This is a genomic window from Reyranella sp. (genome assembly GCF_004297405.1).
In the GTDB taxonomy this organism is placed as follows: domain Bacteria; phylum Pseudomonadota; class Alphaproteobacteria; order Reyranellales; family Reyranellaceae; genus Reyranella.
Genome location: NZ_SCVC01000011.1, coordinates 399,394 through 420,246 on the forward strand (window position 1 = coordinate 399,394; position 20,853 = coordinate 420,246).

The 20,853-nt window shown below is 62.4% G+C and carries 11 protein-coding genes; 5 read left to right on the forward strand and 6 right to left on the reverse strand.

Annotated elements, in window-relative coordinates:
- Nucleotides 1–33: 33 nt before the first annotated feature.
- From EPO50_RS09750 to EPO50_RS09765, 4 genes are all read right to left on the reverse strand, one after another.
- Entirely contained in the window at nt 34–3,102 is a 3,069-nt protein-coding gene (locus EPO50_RS09750; protein WP_296343370.1) for a hypothetical protein, read from the reverse strand.
- A complete protein-coding gene (locus tag EPO50_RS09755) occupies nt 3,099–6,218 on the reverse strand; it encodes a hypothetical protein (protein ID WP_296343372.1) in 3,120 nt (1,039 codons plus the stop codon). The genes EPO50_RS09750 and EPO50_RS09755 overlap by 4 nt, the downstream gene beginning before the upstream one ends.
- On the reverse strand, nt 6,215–13,420 hold the full coding sequence (locus tag EPO50_RS09760) for an OmpA family protein (protein WP_296343374.1): 7,206 nt from the start codon (nt 13,418–13,420) through the stop codon (nt 6,215–6,217). Before EPO50_RS09760 ends, EPO50_RS09755 begins: the two co-directional genes overlap by 4 nt.
- 515 nt (nt 13,421–13,935) lie before the next feature.
- Entirely contained in the window at nt 13,936–14,376 is a 441-nt protein-coding gene (locus EPO50_RS09765; RefSeq protein ID WP_296343376.1) for a hypothetical protein, read from the reverse strand.
- 286 nt (nt 14,377–14,662) lie between these two features.
- Between EPO50_RS09765 and EPO50_RS09770 the strand changes: the two genes are divergently transcribed.
- Complete coding sequence (locus EPO50_RS09770; protein ID WP_296343377.1) at nt 14,663–15,235, forward strand: hypothetical protein; 573 nt, start codon at nt 14,663–14,665, stop codon at nt 15,233–15,235.
- A gap of 158 nt (nt 15,236–15,393) precedes the next feature.
- Here the strand turns inward: EPO50_RS09770 and EPO50_RS09775 are convergent, their stop codons facing one another.
- Both EPO50_RS09775 and EPO50_RS09780 read right to left on the reverse strand, forming a co-directional pair.
- Nucleotides 15,394–16,401 carry a DUF808 domain-containing protein gene (locus EPO50_RS09775; RefSeq protein WP_296343415.1) on the reverse strand — a complete coding sequence of 336 codons (1,008 nt, stop codon included), beginning with the start codon at nt 16,399–16,401 and terminating at the stop codon, nt 15,394–15,396.
- A gap of 244 nt (nt 16,402–16,645) precedes the next feature.
- On the reverse strand, nt 16,646–17,314 hold the full coding sequence (locus tag EPO50_RS09780) for a GntR family transcriptional regulator (RefSeq protein ID WP_296343379.1): 669 nt from the start codon (nt 17,312–17,314) through the stop codon (nt 16,646–16,648).
- 55 nt (nt 17,315–17,369) lie between these two features.
- Between EPO50_RS09780 and EPO50_RS09785 the strand changes: the two genes are divergently transcribed.
- The 4 genes from EPO50_RS09785 to EPO50_RS09800 all read left to right on the forward strand — a co-directional run.
- Complete coding sequence (locus EPO50_RS09785) at nt 17,370–18,473, forward strand: TauD/TfdA family dioxygenase (protein ID WP_296343382.1); 1,104 nt, start codon at nt 17,370–17,372, stop codon at nt 18,471–18,473.
- A gap of 45 nt (nt 18,474–18,518) precedes the next feature.
- Nucleotides 18,519–19,487 carry a tripartite tricarboxylate transporter substrate binding protein gene (locus tag EPO50_RS09790; protein WP_296343384.1) on the forward strand — a complete coding sequence of 323 codons (969 nt, stop codon included), beginning with the start codon at nt 18,519–18,521 and terminating at the stop codon, nt 19,485–19,487.
- Between the two features lies 1 nt (nt 19,488).
- Nucleotides 19,489–20,457, forward strand: a complete 969-nt coding sequence (locus EPO50_RS09795) for a tripartite tricarboxylate transporter substrate binding protein (protein ID WP_296343386.1) — start codon at nt 19,489–19,491, stop codon at nt 20,455–20,457.
- Nucleotides 20,458–20,634: 177 nt separating this feature from the next.
- Nucleotides 20,635–20,853: alpha/beta hydrolase-fold protein (locus EPO50_RS09800; RefSeq protein ID WP_296343388.1), on the forward strand; the 219-nt coding region annotated here is incomplete at its 3' end.

Sequence of the window (20,853 nt, forward strand, 5' to 3'; positions counted from 1 at the left end):
GCTCTTTACTTCGGTGTCAGGGTGGACGATCGCTCACACTCGCGCGCTGCCAAGCCCCGCCAGGACCGACGCAAAAATCCCGCTGATCGCTGGGAATCCACGACCGTCTGGATCGGCAATTCGGGCATCGAGGGCCGGCAAGTCGGCCTCGGGCAGCCCACGCCACAACGGTTCGACTAACCCGTCGCCTCCGCGTCCTACGATCTCTCGGAAGAGTTCGAACGCGCTTCTCATCTGCAAGGAGCGCACCCAGTTTGCGGCCGGTGTCTCGCCGGCAAGTGGCGGCGCAACACCGAGAGTGCGTGCCATCGCGAGCCGTCGGCGGTCTGCGATGGCGGCGCTCACGCCATCGCGCAATTGACGATCGATGAAACACACATCGATGCTCCCGTCGAAGGTCAACCCTCGCCGGGAGAAGGAAGATGTACCGCTCAGCGCCCAAACGTCATCCACCGTGACGAGCGCTCCCCGGACTATTTCCTGACGGCCCGGGAATCCGACGGGGTGATACACCACCACGCGCTTGGGATCCGCGGCACGCAGTGCATCCACTGCAGCATTGCGGGAAACGTAGTGACGTTGTGCGAAGCTCTCGTAGCCCGGCCCAAAGGGAATGCGCTTCGGCACGGAAACGATCACGCGCAGATCCTTTTCCGCAGTCAGCCGTGCGACGAGCAGTGCGACCAGATCAACCTCATGCGGGGCAGTTCCCGCAGCGGTCGCTCCGAACAGCGGCGTTTCGATGTAGACGAGAGTCCGGGCATGCGAGAGCGCCCAGAGAAGAGCCCATTGACTGTCCCGACGCCCCTGCTTGGCGGCGAAGGCCTCACGGCGAACTTCCGCAACCCAACGATCGCCAGCAGCCGGTGCGGGAACCGAGGTCAGCAACGATCCCATCGACGGCGGCAGGAAAGGTGAGACGGCGTTCACCAGCCCAGTCCAGTTCGCCGGAAGACCGCGCACCACAGTCTCGGGGACGAGGGACAGTTCTGGGCTCTCGACAATCTCCGCAATGTTTTGCAGCACCGCTCCTGCAATCGTTCCTGTGCCTGCCGCTGGATCGGCCCAGCGCTCTGCATTTAGTTCGGGTAGGCGTCTCACTAGATGATGCGTACGGCGTAGGGCCGCGCGGGCAAGGTCAGTGCCCAGCCTGCCCCTGAATACCAATCCGGGTGCGTGATCTTCGGGCCCCGCATCGTTCCCGGGATTGCCGAGCCGCGCATCGCCGCGGACCGAGCGCGCATCAAGGAACCCCGGACTCACGAGCGCCGCCCAATTTCCTGGGGCTCCACCATCGTGGCCTGCGACCAGAGAGTCCGTTCGCGCCATCGTGCGGAAACGCGGTGATTCGCGTGGAGCTGCTTCGCCCAGAGCCGACAGAACGGGATCGGAGCCCGATGCAGGCGCAGTTGGCACAAGGCCAAGCAAAGGGGCGGGTGACAGACCCCGCTGATCAAGCGGCACCTGAGCGAGCACGTTCGTCGCGGGCGGCCGCACCGGGGCAGTTCCACCGATGCCGACTTGCGCTGAAAGACCACCCAGGACTCGCGAGCGCGCGCCCGCGGGACCGCGAGTGGCAATGAGAAGATCGAATCGCAACTCCGGGGCTTGCGGGCGGCTGCCGCTGCCCACGCGATAGGGGTCGCGCAAAAGCACCGAGAGACCTGTCGACGCCGCAATTCCCGAACCGCCTTCACCGCGAAGCGCAAAGTCGAGTTCGGACAACTGCACAACGGCCGGCCCGGGATCGACACGGGGAAACACCCGCACATGTGCTTCTGTCGGTAGCGCACCTATCGGCCATGTAACCACGACATCGTTGGTGGCGTCGACGTAGGCCGCCGTGGCTTCATTGCGCGCTCTGGCTGACTGCTCTGCCGACAAATCTTCAGCGGTGCCGATTGGTGCGGGGACTGTAGGCCACCGCACGTTCCGATTCGCCGGGAAAGCGACGCTCGTGGAGATTGTCGGGCTGACCGCAAGCACGAGCCCGGTCTGGGCGCCGATTTCGGTCACAGCGCCCATTGTCGCTTGGCCATCGACCGTCGCCTGCAGCGTATCACCGTCGCGAACGAGCGGCTCGGGTTCGAGTTGCGTGGCCCCATCGGCACCGACTACGCCTTCCACCGTCGAAGAACCCCGGTTGCCGAGAAGATGTAAGCCGAGATCGACAGCGACCACCCTGAAGAACTGGCGCCCGAGCGTCGGCGTGCTCGAACCTGACGGAAACGGGGTCGTTGGAAAGTTCGGAATAGAGAGTTGCGCGGTGCCCAGCGCACCTTCCGGCGAGAAGCCAAACCGCAGGTTCGACACGCCGGACACCGTCGACTGCAGCGTACCTGACGTCCAGTCGTGCGGTCCCGCGCCGAGAGGTGAGCCGGAGGTGCCGATGCGTAGCCCCGCGCCCGTGGCGGGATTTGCCCACGCGCCGCCGAACATGTCGACGATGTGAAGCCGCGTGCCTGTTGCGAGACCTGCGATGCGTCCGAGCCCACCTGGGTTGCCGCTCGCGTTGAGGTCAGCGGCACTCCCGGTACTTGGGTTCAGCAGCGCCGGAAAGCCATCCGACAGCAGGTCGCGAAACATCGCGGCTACGGCAACGGGATCGATGATGAGGCCCCGCTCGTCGTGGAATGACAATGTGCCATGCGTTAACGGCGCGCCCACGTCAGCGCTCGTCGGTGCGAGCGGGGGGTCATTGGGCTTGATATCGGGCATCTCCGCCGGCGCTTCGCCGCCCCGGATCGCGGCAAACCAGGGCACGGGTCGGGACGCGCGGCCGTCCGTCCGCTCGTCGTATCTCTGCCCGATGAGGCGGCGTACGCGAAGCGCTGCCTGTGGGTGGAACCTGAACACGGCGACGATGCCGTCCAACCGCGCGCCGCTCGCATCCCGCAGGGACACCCCGAACTTGTGCCACTGAAATGATCCTCCGATGGGCGCCATCCACCGTGCCGGCCCCGCTAGCGTGAGCGTCATCGCTGCCGCGTCATACGTGGGCAGGGCTTCGCCCCAGCGCGTAGCAAGCTGGCCTGAGGCCGCCCCCATCGCGTTCATTCCCGCCTGATTGAATGCGAGCGTCGCGAGTGTCTGGTTGATCATGGCAATCTCGTCTCGCGCGTGATGCGCCCGGCCGGATCGACGATCTCGACGGTGACCGCTGCGATGTCACGCGGTATCCATGCATAGGTTCGGCCGAGAAGCGGATTTGTGGCGTGGTAGCGAAAGATCGACTCCGGCTGAACCGTGGGGTCGGGCATCGTTCCCGAGATGAGCCGTACCTCATTGCCGTGTGCGCGTCGGGTTACCATCGACGCATCTGCCATCACGATGCTCACTGTAAAGAGATGCGAACCCCGCGGCGTCACCTGCAAGGAAGCGTCGGTCTCGTAGCTGACGAGCCGATGATCTGGAAATCCCGCCACATTCTCGAGAGTAATGTTTGTCATCGATGGAGCCGCTGTCGAGGTCACAACGACGCCTATGGCGCGCGAGGCTGGTGAGCGACCGCCGTGAATGCCGCGGTTCAAATTCGTTTCTGCCCATGCGACTGCACGGTAGAAGGTCGATTGCCACGTCTTGCCGGGGGCTGAATCTTCAAGCTCGAAGCTGATGATGCCATTCGCTCTCATGCCGGAGGCCGCGTCTAAGACGGCAATCGGCGGGCCTGCATGTTCCGTCATGATCGCGCGTTGCACGTTGGGCGCACGGAAGATCTCGACCCGCGACACCGGCACGCGGGTCTCCGCAACCTCGACACGAAGCGAGACGACCCCGCCCTGGTCGCGGGCGATCAACGTCGGCGGCTCCGCTATCTGAACATCCGGAACGGCGACGGCGATGTAGTCATTTCCCGCGGATGGCAGTCCCCCCTCGACACCGGTGACGCTCACCGGGACGATCGCATAGAAGTGAATCATTCGACTTCCTCGCGGCAGCTCTACCTGCAACGTGGTCGCGGTGACGTTGTCAGCGACGCGCGTGAATGCACGCCGTGCATTGCCAAATACGTGCGGCCTCAACGCTACGAGACGGTCTGCCGCCGAGATCTCCAGATCGGGGGAGGCCAGTTCAAGTTCTCTGGCCAACGTGGTCTCATCGGCTGCGTACACTGTGTACTTGGGCGCCGACGGCGACCAGGCGAGCGTGATGCGCGAAACGCCTTTCGGATCGGGCAGCGAGGCCCAGGTCATGGCAGTAGGTACGAATGGCGGTGGCGGCGGGATCGGGCTCGCCGCTTGGGCGGAAACGTTCGGTGACCAGTCGCTCGGAAGCCCAAAGCCAACACGCTCCGTGGCCTGCGCCTTGACGGTAACCCGTACCCGCGGATGGCTCTGGTACGCGAAAGCGAGGCCCGGAATCTGCACACGATAGGTGCGCAACCTTCCAGTTGTCTCATCAGCGACGATCGTTAGACCGGCCGGTGGAACGTCGATCGAAGCCGTCGAGAAATCTATCATCGTATCGGCGACCAGAGGCCCGCCAACCGCGAACACCGACCCGTTCACTGTCGGTACGGCGCTTCCTTCAGCATGCACCAAGAGGCGGAGAGTGATCTGGCGGGGTTGACGGTGCGACCAGTCCCACATGAAGTCGACCGCCGCGACGGCTGGGAAGACAGGCGTGGCCGATGCGGGAACCTCCAGCGACACTTTCTTTACCGAGGGCACCTGCGGAGGCACGACGATTCTCGAGTGATCCGCGGATACCCAGCTGCTCCAGCGGCCGAACCAGTCTGTCGCCGCCACGCTGAACACGACGGTATTCGGGTCTCCAGGGAATCGCTCGGGCACGTTGTCATCGTTGAAGCGAACGAGCGCTGGCGGCTCGCGGTTGGGATCTTCAGCCGCGACGAACGGCGTCCAGCCACCTGAACTCCGCGGCTCGAGACGGATCTCCATCGCGGCGGGGCCGAAACCACGCGCGACGGCATATCCCGTGGGCCGTGGCATCGAATCGGACGTCAAGAGCGGCACGGCCCAGGATACGTTCGGCGCTTCGAGCCAACGTCCGTCGAGCACACCCGGAGGATCGATATGGCGTGGCGGGTCAAGCGGTGACGGCTCCGCCACCAGCGACTGCGGCGCCGTAACGGCGCCCTGCTGAAGCTCCATGCACAAGGTCGTCAATTCGCCTGCGATGACGAATTCAATTGTCGTGCCCGTGCCAGGCAGCTTGAATTTCAAGACGACCTTATGATCCACGGTGATCATGTAGAAGTCGAACTTGACCGGCTGCGTCGAGAGCGTTGTCGAGGCTGGCTGGATCGCCGCCGGTGGCCCCAGCGTCGTGCCAAATCCGAGTGCAAGAGCGCTGAACGGATCAGTGCCGGCAGCAACCAGCATACCGCCCAGTGGGAACAGCTCGGAATCATGCGCCTTGCTCTGCCAGTGTGCGGAAGCCGCGACGCCGTGCACCGATCGAGGTGCTCTCGTCGTGACGGGGACCGACGTCTCCGCATGCCTCGACGGATCCGACACCGTCTCCAGCATTCGCGCCACGGCAGAGACCAGCGGGCGCAACTCCTTGGTGACGAGTTGTGAGCTGTCGGGGGCCGCGAAGGCCGGAACTGCAGTGCCACGGTCAGTGATGGCATTCCAACCAGCGTCTGGCGTCCCGCGCTTCACACGGTCGATCGCGGCATTTACTGGAGCCTGCTCGGCGCCGACCAGTCCCTGAGGGTCCATCGGGTAGCCGGTGGTTGCGAAAGCTTCATTTGCAGGCAGGCCCACTGTCTCGACGAGCTTCCAGCCGGGGTCGTTGATAAACGCATCTATGGGCACGACCCGCACCGAGGTGACTGTCCCCGTGCCGAAGAGAACGACACTGGCAACCGGACTGCCGAACAGCACGAAAGAGCGATTCGATACGAGCCCGGCAGCGCTCTCTTCGTCGACTGCGTGACCCGTACCATCCGGGCCGCTGAATCCCCGCGCCACAAGCGTGGCGCCCGCAGGTACGTTCACTACGAGCAAGACGGCCGCGCCGGGGCCGACTGTCCAGGAGAGGAGCCGCGAGCCAGAGTCCAGCGGCTCGCTGTGTACGGTCACTTCCTTTACGGGCAGCGCACGGCCCTGGAAGTGCCACACCTTGAAAAGAGCGCGAGGCATTCCAAGACTGGAATGCAAGATCCAGCGAAGCGCTACGCGCGTTTTCCCACCAACGACGATGGGCGCCGCCGAACCATGGAACAACTCAGGGAAGACAAGGCGGCTCATGTGGCACCGTCTTCCCAAGGCGGTGGTGCCAAATCCGCCTCACAGCAGAGTTCCGGCGTGTCCGAAACGGCCGCATCGAGCAGCGGATGCAGATTGCGCGCGAGCGCGAGGCTAACGACCTTGCCGCGAGCACCCGGTTTCAGCAGTACAAGCGTGCGCGTTCCGCTGGCATCGTGGATGATTCTCGACACGAGCGAAGTGGGCGGAGGCGGGAGTGGTGGAGGCGGAACCTGTCGTGGTCCGAGATATAGATCCCGCAGCTCGACGACTGACTTGGCGTTCACCGTCTTCGTGCCCGTGGCGCGTCGGATGAAGTCGCCGCCGTCGACAACGAGGTCTGGCGTCGTCCGCACGAGCTCATCCACCAGCAGCCACGTGCGCCGCTGAAGCAGCCAACGCTCGATATAGATGCCTGTTTCTGTGTCGTACTCCGGCTCCGGTTCAAGGCGCGTACGCCAGGCTGGCTCCGGTGTCTCGAGGAGCACCGCGAATGGCTGGGCGATGGCGTCCGTTGTCCACAGCACCGAGACACGTGCAAACTCGGGGCGTGTCCGGACCTCGAGGTCGGCCTCGACGAGCGCGCCGTCGAACGCTTCGTCGGTCACCTCGTCGGGAAGGCTGGCGAGCGGTGCGGGATTTGCGACCCGATCCGGAATCACGGGGGCGAGGCGTACGGCCTTCGCAAACTCCTCGCGACTGCGGTACTTCGAGGTCGTGAACGACTGGCGATGCAGTGGGCGATGACCCATGTCTTCCGGACGCAGCGGAGGCCGGGCCAATGCGCCTCCCATCGTCAACGGCTCCAGATCGACGATGTACTCTGTGAGTGGATCGAGCGCGAAGGGCAGCGACACACGGCCGTGACGGTCGGAAGCCGGGTTGAAGTCACCGCATGTCAGGCCGTTCAACAAACGCCGGACTGTGCCTTCCCAGGGAGAGAAGACCATGCCCGTGACCGGCTCGTAGCGCGCTGCGATGAGGAACTGCATCAGGGGCTCCTCAGGTGTTCCGGCGGACCCGCGGAAGGATGCAGCACGCGCCACGGCACGAAGCTGCCGGTCGTATGCCGCGTAGAGTTCGAGCACGTCGTTCGTGGCGAAGACCACCACGACCGGATCGTCGGTGAAGTGATAGAGTTCACCCGACGGCGGATATTCGACGAGGATCCAGGGATCGAGGTTTCGCGGCGCTTCGGCGTCCGTGAAGAACGTGCGTACTGCGGGCCCTATCCCGGTGTCGTTGCTGTCCACCGTGCGCAGGGTGACAATCTCGTTCGGGTCCTGACCGTCTTCCGGCTCCACCGGCTTCTGACCTAGTTCGGCCGAGTAGTGAACGACAACGCGATACTCGGCATTTGGCTTTAGCAGTGCATGCTTCGCGTCATCGAGTGCCACTACAAGTCCGCTGAGATCTGCGTTCGATTCGGCACCGTCTTCTTCGGCGCGTACGACTTCATATTCAGAAAGGCCTTCGATGACAGCGAGGAAATACGAAGGCGGACTCATCCCGAATTCGTGTATCGCGACGGGCAAGGGGCTGACCCCAATTTCCACTCGTAAAGCAGGTGATGGCAACTTGATCTGGACAATGAATTCGCCCCAGCCACCCGCACCCTTCAAGGCGCTGCCGAAGTAGGCTCGCGCGAGCCGCACGTCATCCCACCAGGGCCCGGTCGTGTCGTCCCATTTCGGTGGGACGGACACGCCAGACGTATTGAGCTGAGCAAAGGTAACGGTCGTACCTGCAATCTCCTTGTTGCCCGTCCCGAAAGCACGGACTTTGACGAGCCCCTTCGCGACCATCTTGATGCGCGCGAAGATGAGCAGTGTCAGCGTGACGAACGGTCCGCCCTTGATGCACGTTACATCGCGAAGGCTTTCCTTCCGTTGATCGTCAAGTTTGTTCAGCGCATTGGCCAGCAGCCCATCGAAGCCTGGCGCCGTAACGATGCTTTCGGCCAGGACTTCATAGGGAGCTTGAAGCACCTTTGCGACGCATTGTTGGGTACTCGCTGCTGCGACGAGATCCAGTGCAGGAGTGAAGCGCGCTGCCTCGGTAGCATTCGTGGTTACGCGAGGGGCGCGGGCAATGATTGTTTCAGCGAGCCGGCGATCGCGGGGTGGACGTGTCGTCGGAGGCGAAGGTTCAAATGCCATCTCCAACATCCTCAACCGGTCGATAGCCACGACGCGAGGATCGAAGGGCCGGCGTGGTGGCCTTGGGCAGGCTGCCTGCGTGCCCACGACCCTCGCGGCCAGGCCGGGCATCAAACCGTCGAGAAATGTGTTCGTGCGCCACGTCTCGTAGACTTTGACCGCGGTATCGACTGGCTGCGAGCGCGTAGTTCCTGGCGCGTCGGGCCACGCTTCGCCGGTGAGACGCCACCCTGCTTCGGACGGCCCCATCAAGGAGTGCCGGAACGTCCACAACACCGACGCGGCTTCGGCCACTTTCGTGCACACATCGCCGAATCGATCGTCGACCATGCCGTCGAGTCCGGGACTCTGGAGCATCGCCTTGTCCACGTTCGTCGGCTTCCAGTCGAGCAGTGCGAGCTCGACAGGCATTCCATCGCTTCCCCCTTGTTGCGGCGGGTGTCTCCAGGTGTACGGCCGCGGACCTGGAGTTACGGGTGACGTTCCAGGCGCCACGGGACTACCGGCAATGGCGACAAGCTGCAGCTCTATCGAGCGAATCTCGTACTTCAGGAAATTAGGGCCGCGCTTCTGCCAGCCTTGACCAAAGCCGGGCGGCAACCCGGAGGACAATTGGCCGTCAACAGTAGCTCCCGAAGCCATACGCGGAGCGACCTCGAATTGTACGAGTGGGATTGCATCGATGGGCACGAAGACTTGACGCTGGATGACGTTGTCGCCCTCACGCACCTCGACGATCGGAACGGAGCCATTTTCCGTGCCATGGCACAGCACCGTATCGATACCGCGATCGACGCCGCTGCCTTCAACAAGCGCGGGCGACCGACTCTGGAGCATCAGATCGCGAATGGGGGATGGTGGGAAGGGCGCCCCCGGCATGTCGCCGAGCGAGAAGCCGACACACCCCTTCACGGAGAAGAAGAAGAAACTGACCTTGCCGCAGATCCGCCCTTCAAGCCGCGAGTCATCACCGTCCGAGAGGAACTTGAGTTGACCGTGCGCTTCGATGCTTACGATGAAGAGACGCAGCTTCCCATCGAGGAACACGCGTCCTGCGAAGTAGAATGGCGCGAAACCCACACCGACATCGAAACCGGCTGCAACGCGCAGGTAGAGCCCGATGTCGGTATTGCCCCAGGTGAACGAAACCCGGAGCCCGGTGGCCAGCGAGAAGCCTTGCAGCGGTCCCAGTGGGAAGTCCGGGATGCCATCTCCGTGCACCATGAAATACGCGGTGCCTTCGAAAAGCTGCAGAATCTTCGCGGTCGCGGGGCGTGCGATGGTACCGGCGTCGACATAGAAGTGCTCTGGCGGAAAGGCCGGCGGGTCGAAAAAGAAGCCTGCTTCCACCGGAACCTTGAGATCGAGCACGGCCTCGATGTGATAGTCGAACTGGAGCCCGATCAGCACTCGTTGGCGTGTAATGTCTACTGTAGCGAAGATGGCGCCGGTGGCGCTCCCTTTGGTGGGCGGGCGCTTCTTGAGCAGGTTCGCCTTCACGAACATCAGCACGCGTGGACCAGGAAGCTCGAGCGCGAGCATGCCCTTCACATTGAGAACCGTGCCGCCTTCGATGGTTCCAGCGACGACGCCCACACCGAACGCCCACTTGTCCAGCGCCGGTCCCCACCCGCGCAGATCTGTTGGGTCTCCCGCGACAACGTTCGCAAACCAGTCAAGCGCTGGAGTGCGCGCGGCAGGATTCTCGAGCCGCGCGTGATGCATGGCGAACAGTCCGAGGAATCCGAACACGGCGAGCCCCGTGCCTCCGAGGGGAATGCCCGTCGGCAATTCCACTGACAATGTGACCAGGACTCCGGTCGCCGAGCGCTCACCCTGCGTGATCGAGCGGATTGCCAGCCCACCGGCAAGACGAATGCCGATGCTCGGCAACGAAAGGTCGAGCTGCCCTGCGAATCCATCACTCTTGATCTCGAGGTAGCCGCGGCCTTCCAGCGTCCCTTCGACATTGACGCTTACGCCGATCGCAGTGATAGACGGCGTGCCAAGCGGATCAATGGGCAGGCGGAGGCCGAAACGATCCACCTTGACCACACCAAGGTCTGCACCGAAGCCGAGGTCTACCTCGATATTGAGGGGATTGGTGCGTGCAATGCGTGCACCAAGGACCTTGATGATGTCTTCACCGAGGAGCCCAGGCAGCACGCGCAGCGAGCCGGAGTCCGCAAGGTCGATCGTGTAGCCGCGCGAGGAATCGAAGACCGGCAGGAAGCTCGTCGGCTGGTTGGGCTGCGAATCAAATGCGAAGCCCACGGCCTTGTAGCGGATCTTCGCCGGTTTGTCCGGCCGCATCGTCACGATTTCGCGATTTGCGATCTTGATGTTCAGCCAGACGGCGCTTTCGACGTCGACGAGAAGTGCGGCATGCACTTCGTCCTGGTCGTGTCGTACATCGAGCTCGACACCGTAGTGCGTGAGACGCAGAACATGCGCGACCCCGAGCGTCGTAACGAGCACCGGTGTACCGAGTGCGATGGCGAGCGGAACGATCTCGCCATCGCTCGCCGCATCCGGCGCATTCGGGGCGAGGAGGGGCGCCAACGTGAAATAGAGGCCGAGCACGTCACGCCATCCATCGGATGGTGGCTCCGCCGTTGAGTTTGCCACTGGAATCGTGCCCCAGCTCCACAAACCATCGCGGTCCGTCTCAGCGGCTCGCGCGACGAGCGTTTCCGTGAATTCTCCGGTAGTGGGATCGTGTGTGATCGTGAAACGGAACTCGACAACGCCATCGTCAGGATTGGGTGCGCCTTGTGGGAGCCGTGCTTGCTCTTGGGGATCTTCCAGGCCGGGGCCGATGAGATCGACATCGTTCCTGAATTTATCCAACCCTTCCTCATGTGCCGTCTTGAAATCGACGGTAAGCCGCAACTCACCAGCAATGGGTACGAGGTCGCGCTCGAAACGCACGGTGCCGCCGATATGGCGCAGCCAGTCCGCCTGCTGCCCTTGAGGAGCAGTGACTTCGTCGCGCTTTGGCGTCGGAACCGTGTCGCGCTTCTTACGCGAAAGCGTTCCGCTGTAGGACTGCGTTGTGGATGTAGGTCGCATCAAACTCGCGACTGCGACCCGGTACGGGTCCGGCACGTAGTTGGGATTCCGGAACACGTCGTTTGCGGATCGGTCCCCCGGCACAAGCCCGCTCGTGATCGGCGTTGTCGCCTGCGGAACTGAGTTGTTACCAAAGCCGGTGTCAGAGATGCGCGCCGCCGCGATGCCGCGCTCTACGAGAATTGCTTTTAGGTACTCGGTCCGACGATCGCTTAACGCCTTGTTGTAGGTCGTCTGGGCATCGCCGTCCTCGCGGCTCGCAAAGCCGTCGACGCGAATAGTCAATGACGTGTCTTCAAGCGCACGCGCAACAAAATCGTCGACGCTACCTATGATCGAGAGCGCTCCGGTCGTTTCCCCTTCGCGCGGCCGGCCTTTCGCGAAGGGAATAGTAAACCGTTCGCGTGTCTCAGAGCCGGCGGTCGTCCACGACGCTTCGACGGACTTCGAGCTGTCCTCGGGGATAGGAATGCGAACCGCGCCGTCGGACAGCGTTTTGGCCTGACCATCGACCGTCAGCACGCCATCGGGCGGGCTTAACGTGAGAACGGCGTCCGCATCCGTGCTGTCCGAGATGCGAATTCTTGCCGACTCCGGATCGAGAGCGGGCGTCGGAACCTTTGCCGGCTCGGGGGAGGGCTCCGGGTGGAACTGTCGGTTCGGAAAGACGTCGAGCACAATCAGGCGTCGCTGCGCCGGATTGCGACTGGTGATGCGCACGGCTACGCGCTGTTCCTGCGAAAACAACCTGATGCGCTGCGTAACCGAGATGTCCTCGGGATGGTTGGCCGTGTCGTTGAAGAACGCATCGTCCGGGTAAGTGTCGAGATCGCCCTGGGGCATGTCCTCGCCGGCGACGGCAGTCATCACGAACGGTGCTGCCCCAGAGTTCACATCGACAAAAAGGACGAAGTTCTCTGCCTCTGGCCCGCTGCTTGCCGGGACCGTGACCTGATAGCGATCCGCACGTGCCGCTTCTGCATTGGAACTGGGAATTGCCTCCGTCTCGTAGAGTTTGCCTGCCATGTCGTAGATGCGGATGGCGACCTTCAGCGCATCGCCCTGGAAGTCCAAATCAAAGCTGAGGTCGCCCCAAAGCCCGAATGACGGCTGGATGCCGATGAGCATCTCACGGACGCCGACATTGAAGGCCACGCCGGCGGAGTCTTGCGTCGCAACGAAGAGTCTGGCCTCGGGAACGTAGATGCCCTGCCAATCGTCGCCGATGCCGAAATGCGCGAGCAGGTCGAGGGGAGTGTGCTGATCGGACAGGTCGAGTACGGCTTTGCGGATTCCGAAGCCGAACTGCTTACCCTTGGTTAGGGCAAACGGCGGCTCCATTGCGAGCAGGCTCGCGACGCCTCGGTCCGCATCTTCGAGAGTTTCGGTGCCGAAGCTGCCGAGGCCGACGTCGAAGTCGGTGCTGACCGCGGAGTCCTGCGTCATGCGCAAAAGGATGCGGGGCAAGATCAGCTTGACGACGGGATGGTCCGGATCCGGCACGAGCACCCAACCGCTCAACTTGGCGCCGATCAGCCGATCGATCTGGACCGTGACGACCTCGAACATCAGTTCGAGCCGGAACTGCGTCGATGGAAAATCGGACGCGGCGGTGCCCGACGTCGGTCCGAGAGAATTGAGCAGCGTGGGAAGAGCCCCGACCCCGCTAACGGTGAGCGCGCCAGCGGCGCGGCGCGCGGCAGTCAGGCGGAAGTGGACGACGATGTTGTGCCACTCGAAGCGCCCAACATCGCCCGACTGTGCGCCACCGCCTGCGGAAGGTGAGAAGACCGGGGACTGAGGATTGTCCGAGTCGATGCGCGCGTCACCCCAGATAACGACGCCATCGTCGTCCCAAGCAGTGTCGTACTCATCGACATGCAGCAGCTCGAGAGCGCTCTGTACACCGGGCCCGAGGTCAACGCCGGCGAAGAAGTAGGGACGCACGACATCGATTAACGCGATCTTGGCCATGGCGTCTCCTAGAGAACCGGGCATCGAGAATCGCTTACGACTGGCCAGAAACGCAGGCCCTCAGGTACAGCGTCGCGTACCTGATACAGAAAAAGATGAGGCTTTTGGCGAGCGTGGTCAACGCACGTGTCTGTATCTCCATTGGCAATTCGTAAATATGTGCGTGAGTTCGGTACTGGCTGCGGCCGGCAGGTTGAGGGTGACTACATTGTGCAACTGGCCGAGGTCGGCAGGCCGCTCGTCGCCCGGGCATCATCCGGCAGGATGGGGAATCTTGCGCCGACAGATCGAAGGGCAGAAAACCTAGCGCATGGACGCCGCCGGCATTGATCCCGAATCCGTGACCGACATCCTGCTGCTGCCTCGTATGGCCTTACCCATATCTTCACTGGCTTGGGCCCAGGTTCCTCCGCCACGAGGAGGTCGATCCATCGATCGCAGCTGAGATGGACAGTAAGCACCTATGGGGCGGGAAAACGGCGCATAGTCGGACGGCGCTGAGCTATCGGAGACGGTCAGTTGAGTCCGTCTCTCAATAGGTAGGCGCTGGCAAGACAGATCAGGATCGCGACGAGCGCGGCGGCGAACAGGATGATTGCCGCACGCGTCGGGGTGCGGCTCGAGCGGCCGGCCATCATCAGTGCCCCGCTCGCGGTGAAACAGACACCGGTCAATATCAGGGCGATGAGGGCAAACAGTAGGGCGCGGGCTTCGAAGGCGGTACCGCGGAAACTCGGAGCAGGCTCGCCCGCGACGGCCGGAAGCAGGCCGGACGACCAAAACCAGACGACGCTGCCGACGACGCCCGCGAGGATGAGGCCAAGAAGAACCAGGTGCCGTCCGCGCGCCGCGATCTCGTCGCGTCCGAACATCCGGCGTCCGCACGCCGGGCAACGCTGCACGCGTTGCGTGGTGCGCGCGCCGCAGAAGGGAGATAGGCAGACACGGTCGTTCACGGGTTCGCTCCTCGTGGTTGTAGCCGACGGACATCTACGCATACGGATCCGAGCGGAGCTTGCCGGGTCATCGATCTAGCAGATTTCTCCCTCCCTTGGGGCACTCTCGATCGCAGCATGACCGCGGAGTCGTCGGGCATCATGTGTATCGTGGCCGCCGGATGTTGCAGTACCTTCCCCAAGGGTTTTGGCGGCGCGCCCTGACTGCCTCTGCTAGTGCTGCACTACGCGGCAACCGCTGAGGAAAGGTGTGCTTCGGCCTGGAAGTGTCAGCCGGTGAGGCGTGATGATCGAGGTTAGATCAAAGATTGAATCTCATCGCTGCTGGCCGCTCGCCGTGCACGAGGCAGCTCATGCAATCCTGGGGGTGTTGTTTGGCTTGCGCCTCATGCGCCTGGAAATTGATCTGCGGTCTTGGGAGGGTAGCGCCATTTTTCATGATCGTTTTCCCCCTCATGCGTGGCGACAGGATCTGTTGGTGGCCTTGGCGGGCGAGCTAGCCCAGAAACGCGCGGACCCTACCGGTTGGTCCCTTTGCAACGGCGTGGGAAGCTCTCGGGCAGAGGCCGATCAGAAGCAAGCGTGGGAGGCGGTCGGCCGGTTCAATGACTTGCCCACCATCGACGATAAAGAACGCATTGCAGCCTTGCGCCTGGCCGAGGGAGCACGGGTTTCTGGTCTGCTCGTCAACAAACTGTGGCCAACAATCACGGCGCTAGCCGAGAAATTGCTTGTTGCGAATGGACACCTTGAAGGTGATTCAATTGAGCGCTTTCTCACTGAAGAACTTCCAGCGGAGACACGGCGCGCGATTGCCGATGGGTGCGAATTTGCCAACCGAGAGCCACACGGAGAGTAAACGTACCGCACAGAAATCTGTCCGTCGGACGGGAACTCAGCGCTGAAAAGTTCTGTCCGACGATCCGGAGCAGGACGCTTGTCGTTCCAGTGCATTGTCACTGGGAAGTCGGGGCCTCGTAGCTGTCGATGGCGGCATCTGCGCCCGCGCGAAGAGTGCTAGATTCGGTAGCGGACCACGATGTTGCGAGTATGCAATTTGACTTGCCGCCAGAGCGGCGCCAGCACTCGGCTGGTTAGCGGAATAGCCAACAGTCCGACGCCGAAGCCGACCACACCGGCTCCCGCAGCTTCCACCAGCCAAGCAACGATCGCCGGCGCAAAGGGAACGGAACGTGCCACGGCTGCACCCGCATCATGGAGCGCATGCATTGGCCAGCCAAAGCCATACGCTTCGAGGCCATGAAGAATGATGCCACCGCCAACCCAAATCATCGCTGCAGTGCCGATAGTTCCCAACGCGCTGAGCACATAGGGCATGGTCCGGACGATCGCGCGGCCGGTCATGTGGAGCGGCGCAGCAGCGGACGAAGTCGGTGACAGGTGTGCAAGCGCCAAACCGAGATCGTCTGCTTTGACGATCAGGGCGACGACACCATAGACAGCCGCCGTTATTCCGATACCGACGACGGCGAGTATGATCGCCTGCTTCAAAGTGCTGTCGCCGGGGATGGCGGCAAGCGTGATGGCCATGATTTCGGCCGAGAGGATGAAATCGGTCTTGATCGCACCGGCAATCTTCTGGTCCTCGAAGCTTTTGGCGTCGACCGTGACTGTTTCGAGCTTTGCTTCGTGAGCCTGCGCACCGTGCGGGATGAGAAGCTCGTAGATCTTCTCGGCGCCTTCGTAGCAGAGGTAAGCCCCACCGATCATCAAAAGCGGCGTTATCGCTTGGGGCAGCAAAAGGCTGAGGGCCAGGGCCGCGGGCAAGAGGATCAGGAGCTTGTTCTTGAGCGAACCGAGCGCGATCCTGCCAATGATCGGTAACTCTCTCGCGGGGCTGAAATCGGTGAGATAGCGTGGAGTGACGGCGGTGTCGTCGATGACGACACCGGCGGCCTTTGTGCCGGCCTTGACAGCCTGGCCAGCGACATCGTCGATGGACGCCGCAGCAACTTTCGCCAGCGCTGCGATATCGTCCAAAAGGGCCATTAGACCAACGCTCATGTGCACCACTCGAGAAGTCAGGCGACCGACACCAAAGAAAAGTCGAGCCGCCAGCCCGCCAAGACGGCCTCGAGCGACACTATACGTTAGTAGCTATCGCTGACTCCCAAATGAAGCCGCGCAAATCTCACGGGGACGGCGATTACCGAATGCTGCTCGCGGCCGTCTTGGCGGGCTGGATTCGAACAGCATAGATCACATCGAAAAGTACCGTCTTCGATCAAACTACGGCAAGAAGCTGCTCTCACGAACTTTGGATGAGTAGCTGTAAGGCAGTATCGCGAGTGTCGAGAACGAGCTGGCGGGCAGTTCGTTCAGCGTCCGATGCATCGCCCGCAATGACCGCTTTTACTAACTTGCTCCAATTGGTACTGGATTGCCGGCGGCGTTCAGAGGTGGAGAGGCTGAGCCGCGTATATCGAGCGGTCTGACGCCCGAACGACAAGATGAGATCGGCAAGCCGGCGGCTGCCGGCGTGTCGAACGCAGAATTCGCTGATGGCCAAGCTCGCCCGCGCATAGTCGTCGCCATCATCGAGGGCACGCTGCAGGGCTTCGAGCAATCGCTCCAGCTCCGCTGTTTTGTCAGCGGGCAATGCCCGTACCAGCCGATGGCATGCCAGCCCCATCAGGTGGGCGCGAATCTCGAAGATGTCCTGCACCTCATCCACGGAAAGGGAGGTCACCTGAGCGCCACGTTGTGGCAGGATCGTCACGAGGCCTTCGCGCTCTACTATGCGCAAAGCCTCTCGCACGGACGCCCGACTGACGCCGAAGGCGGCGGCCAGATCGACTTCCCGTAGCTTTTGCCCTGGCCTGAATTCGTTCTCGACAATGCCTTGACCAATTCGCACCGCGATCTGGGCAGGCAGGGTCGCATAGATATCGTAGGTCTTCTGAGGAGGACTAGCCATGGATTGACCTGCTTTATCGGGATTTTTCGCTTGCTTCCACTAACTCTGTGCTGGAGTGTCCGATATTAATAATGTCGACATTCTGCGGGAGGAAGTGACCATGAGGGAATTCGAGCTTGAGCAGGTCATTTCCCGCGCCGCGTGGCTGGGAAGCGATATCCAAACTGGCGACGAGTGGATCTACCGGCTGAGCGAGCTCGAGATCGCCGAGATCGATGCCGCGCTACGCCACCTGCAATCGACTGGACAGCAGATCCCCGATGTCAGGAAAGAGCATTTCCCGCTCAAGCGCTTTGCGCGCACGCTTCGTCTGTTGCAGACGGAGATCGAGAACGGGCTGGGCATCATGCTCATCCGCGGCCTGCCGCGCGATCGCTACAGCGCGGAGGAGATGGGGCTCATCTATTGGGGGATCGGCGCACATCTAGGCCGAGCGGTTGCGCAGAACGCACAGGGCGACGTGCTGGGTCATGTCCGCGACCTCGGTCGCGATCAATACAAGGACATGCATGCGCGCGGCTATCAGACGGCATCTCTGCTGCCCTTCCATAACGATTCTTGCGACATCGTCGGTCTGTGCTGCTTGGAGACGGCGAAGGACGGTGGCCTTTCCGCGGTGGCCAGTTCCGTTTCGGTCTATAACGCGCTGCTGCGCTCGCGGCCCGACCTCGTCAAGGTGCTGACCCAACCATTCTATGCGGATCGCCGCGGCGAGGAGTCAGAGGGCCAGAAGCCCTATTACGTCACGCCAATCTTCATCTGGCACAAAGGCCGGATGTTCAACCGCTTCAACCGCACCTTCATCGACTCGGCGCAGCGCTTCAATGAGGTGCCGCGCCTCACGCCATTGCAGATCGAGGCACTCGATGCGATCGCAGCGCTCTGCAAAGATCCGACCTTCCGCCTCGACATGAAGCTGGAGCGTGGCGACATGCAGTTCGTGAACAATTACTGCGTGCTCCATTCGCGGACAGCCTACGAGGATCACCAGGAGGAGGGGCGGAAGCGGCATCTCCTGCGCCTGTGGCTGCGCACGCCGGCCTTCGAGGATTTCCCATCGGCGTTGCGCGACCGTTATCAGGACATGGACAAGTGGCGCGCAAACCCACGTGCGCCTTCTTACAATTTCGTCACGATGAAAGAGGTGACGACACACTGACCTGTCGTTGCTGTTCAACAAGATCAAGAAAATCCTGGAGGAAACATGCAACTGGCAAGGCGCGCGCTGATCGGGGGCCTGGCGCTGCTGTTGTCGTACGGCAGCGCTATGGCTCAATACCCTGACAAGCCTGTGCGGCTGGTCGTACCGTTCCCACCCGGCGGCCCGACGGACGTTTTCGCCCGCGTACTGTCAGTCGGACTTGCGGAACAGCTTGGCCAGCAGGTCGTGATCGACAACAAAGCCGGTGCCGGCGGAACGGTCGGCACGGATCTCGTCGCAAAGGCGAAGCCGGATGGCTACACGCTGCTTTTCGGCACTGCCGCTACTCACGGTATCAACGTCTCCCTGTACGAGACGCTGCCTTACGATCCCCTGAAAGACTTCGAGCTGATTGCTCTCACAGGACTCGTGCCGATGGTCCTTTTGGTGCCACCGGATCAGCCGCGCGTGCTGAAGGAGCTGGTCGCGAGGCTGAGGTCTGAACCGGGCAAAGCGACCTACGCCTCTTCGGGCAACGGCACGACCAATCACCTTGCGGGCGAGCTCTTCAAGAGCCGCGCCGGCATCGATGCGGTGCACGTACCCTATCGTGGCTCGGGGCCGGCGTTGCAGGATCTCATGGGGGGACGCGTCACCTTCATGTTCGATTCCTTCGGCACGTCGCTCGAGCAGATCAAGGCCGGCAAACTCTACGCCGTGGCGATCATGGCGGACAAACGCAGCCAGGCGCGGCCCGACGTGCCCACGACGGCCGAAGCGGGCCTCCCTGATTTCGTCGGTGGCACATGGAACGTAGTAGCCGCGCCCGCCGGAACGCCCAAGGAGTTCGTCGATCGACTGAACGTGGCGATCAACAAGGCTCTCGCCAGCGAGGCCGTGGCGGAGCGGTTGCGGCAGCTTGGTATCGAAGCCGTCACAGATTCCACTCCGGCGAGCACGCGCGCGTTTGTCGCCGCCGAGATCGCGAAGTGGCGTGAAGTCGTGCGTGCGGCTGGAGCGAAGGTCGACTGACATGAGTCTTCTGAAGGCCGTGATTGCCGGCTGTATCGCATTGCTCCTATCCGCTGTGACTGCTCTCGCGCAGTATCCCGAGAAGCCATTGCGCCTGGTGGTGCCTTTCCCACCAGGCGGTCCGACCGATCTCATTGCGCGCGTCGTGGCGGTCGGCATGGCGGCCGATCTCGGTCAGCAGGTGATCATCGACAACAAGGGTGGGGCCGGCGGCAATGTCGGTACGGACCTCGTCGCCAAGGCAAAACCAGACGGCTACACGCTGCTGTTCGGGACGGCGGCAACGCACGGCATCAACATCTCCCTCTACACGAGCCTGCCCTATCATCCCGTGAAGGATTTTGAGGCAATCGCGCTGGTCGGGCTTGCGCCCATGGCGCTGCTGGTGCCGCAGGGGCAGTCGCGCACGCTCAAGGAATTGATCTCCAAGCTGAAGGCGGAGCCCGGCAGGGGGAGCTATCCCTCGTCAGGCAACGGCACCACCAACCATTTGGCCGGCGAGCTGTTCAAGACCCGCGCCGGTGTTGATGTGCTGCATGTTCCTTACCGTGGCACGGGACCAGCCCTGCAGGACCTGCTGGCGGGTCGCCATACCTTCATGTTCGGCACGCTAGGGCCAGTCATGGAAAACATCAGAGCAGGGCAACTTGTGCCTCTCGGGCTTATGGCTGAGAAGCGCAGCGCTGTGCTGCCAGATATTCCCACGATGGCGGAAGCTGGGCTTCTCGACTTTGTCGGTGGCACCTGGAATGTCGTGGCCGCACCCGCCGGCACACCTCGTGAGATCGTCGAGCGGCTGAACAAGGCTATCTACAAGGCGCTCGCCGATCAGAACTTGGCCGAGCGACTGCAAGCCCTTAATGTAGAGGCGAGCGATCCGCTCACACCGGCAGCCACAAAGGCCTTCATTGAGGCCGAGATCGTGAAGTGGCGCGAGGTCGTTGCCCTGGCGGGGGCCAAGGTCGACTAGGTGCGCATGTCAGTGAGATCTGCGGTCTGGATTCGAAAGTCGAGCCGCTCTGCATTTCGTGTTCTTTCTAATGGCCGGCAAGTGGGATATCCCAGGCACGAATGGGAGCAGTCCTCACGCGCACTGATGAACTCGGCGTGCGAGAAGTGCCCCGCGGTTTCGCCAACGGGAATGCAAATGGCCATTGTGACGACGCGAAGCGAGCAGGCGTGTTTCGGAGGAACGATCGGGTTCTACAGCCACGCCTCCACAGAAATCGGCGCCGAGATGAAGTTCTCGGTCTTCGTGCCGCCGAACGGCCCGACACGGCCGAGTCCGGCGCTCTATTTCCTGGCGGGCCTCACCTGCACGGAAGAGACGTTCATGATCAAGGCGAACGCTTTGCGTCATGCCGCC

Excerpts from the sequence above, each read along its gene's own strand:
- EPO50_RS09750 (WP_296343370.1), bottom strand. The coding sequence starts at position 3,102 with ATGATCAACCAGACACTCGCGACGCTCGCATTCAATCAGGCGGGAATG.
- EPO50_RS09755 (WP_296343372.1), bottom strand. The coding sequence starts at position 6,218 with ATGAGCCGCCTTGTCTTCCCTGAGTTGTTCCATGGTTCGGCGGCGCCC.
- EPO50_RS09760 (WP_296343374.1), bottom strand. The coding sequence starts at position 13,420 with ATGGCCAAGATCGCGTTAATCGATGTCGTGCGTCCCTACTTCTTCGCC.
- EPO50_RS09770 (WP_296343377.1), top strand. The coding sequence starts at position 14,663 with ATGATCGAGGTTAGATCAAAGATTGAATCTCATCGCTGCTGGCCGCTC.
- EPO50_RS09775 (WP_296343415.1), bottom strand. The coding sequence starts at position 16,401 with ATGAGCGTTGGTCTAATGGCCCTTTTGGACGATATCGCAGCGCTGGCG.
- EPO50_RS09780 (WP_296343379.1), bottom strand. The coding sequence starts at position 17,314 with ATGGCTAGTCCTCCTCAGAAGACCTACGATATCTATGCGACCCTGCCT.
- EPO50_RS09790 (WP_296343384.1), top strand. The coding sequence starts at position 18,519 with ATGCAACTGGCAAGGCGCGCGCTGATCGGGGGCCTGGCGCTGCTGTTG.
- EPO50_RS09795 (WP_296343386.1), top strand. The coding sequence starts at position 19,489 with ATGAGTCTTCTGAAGGCCGTGATTGCCGGCTGTATCGCATTGCTCCTA.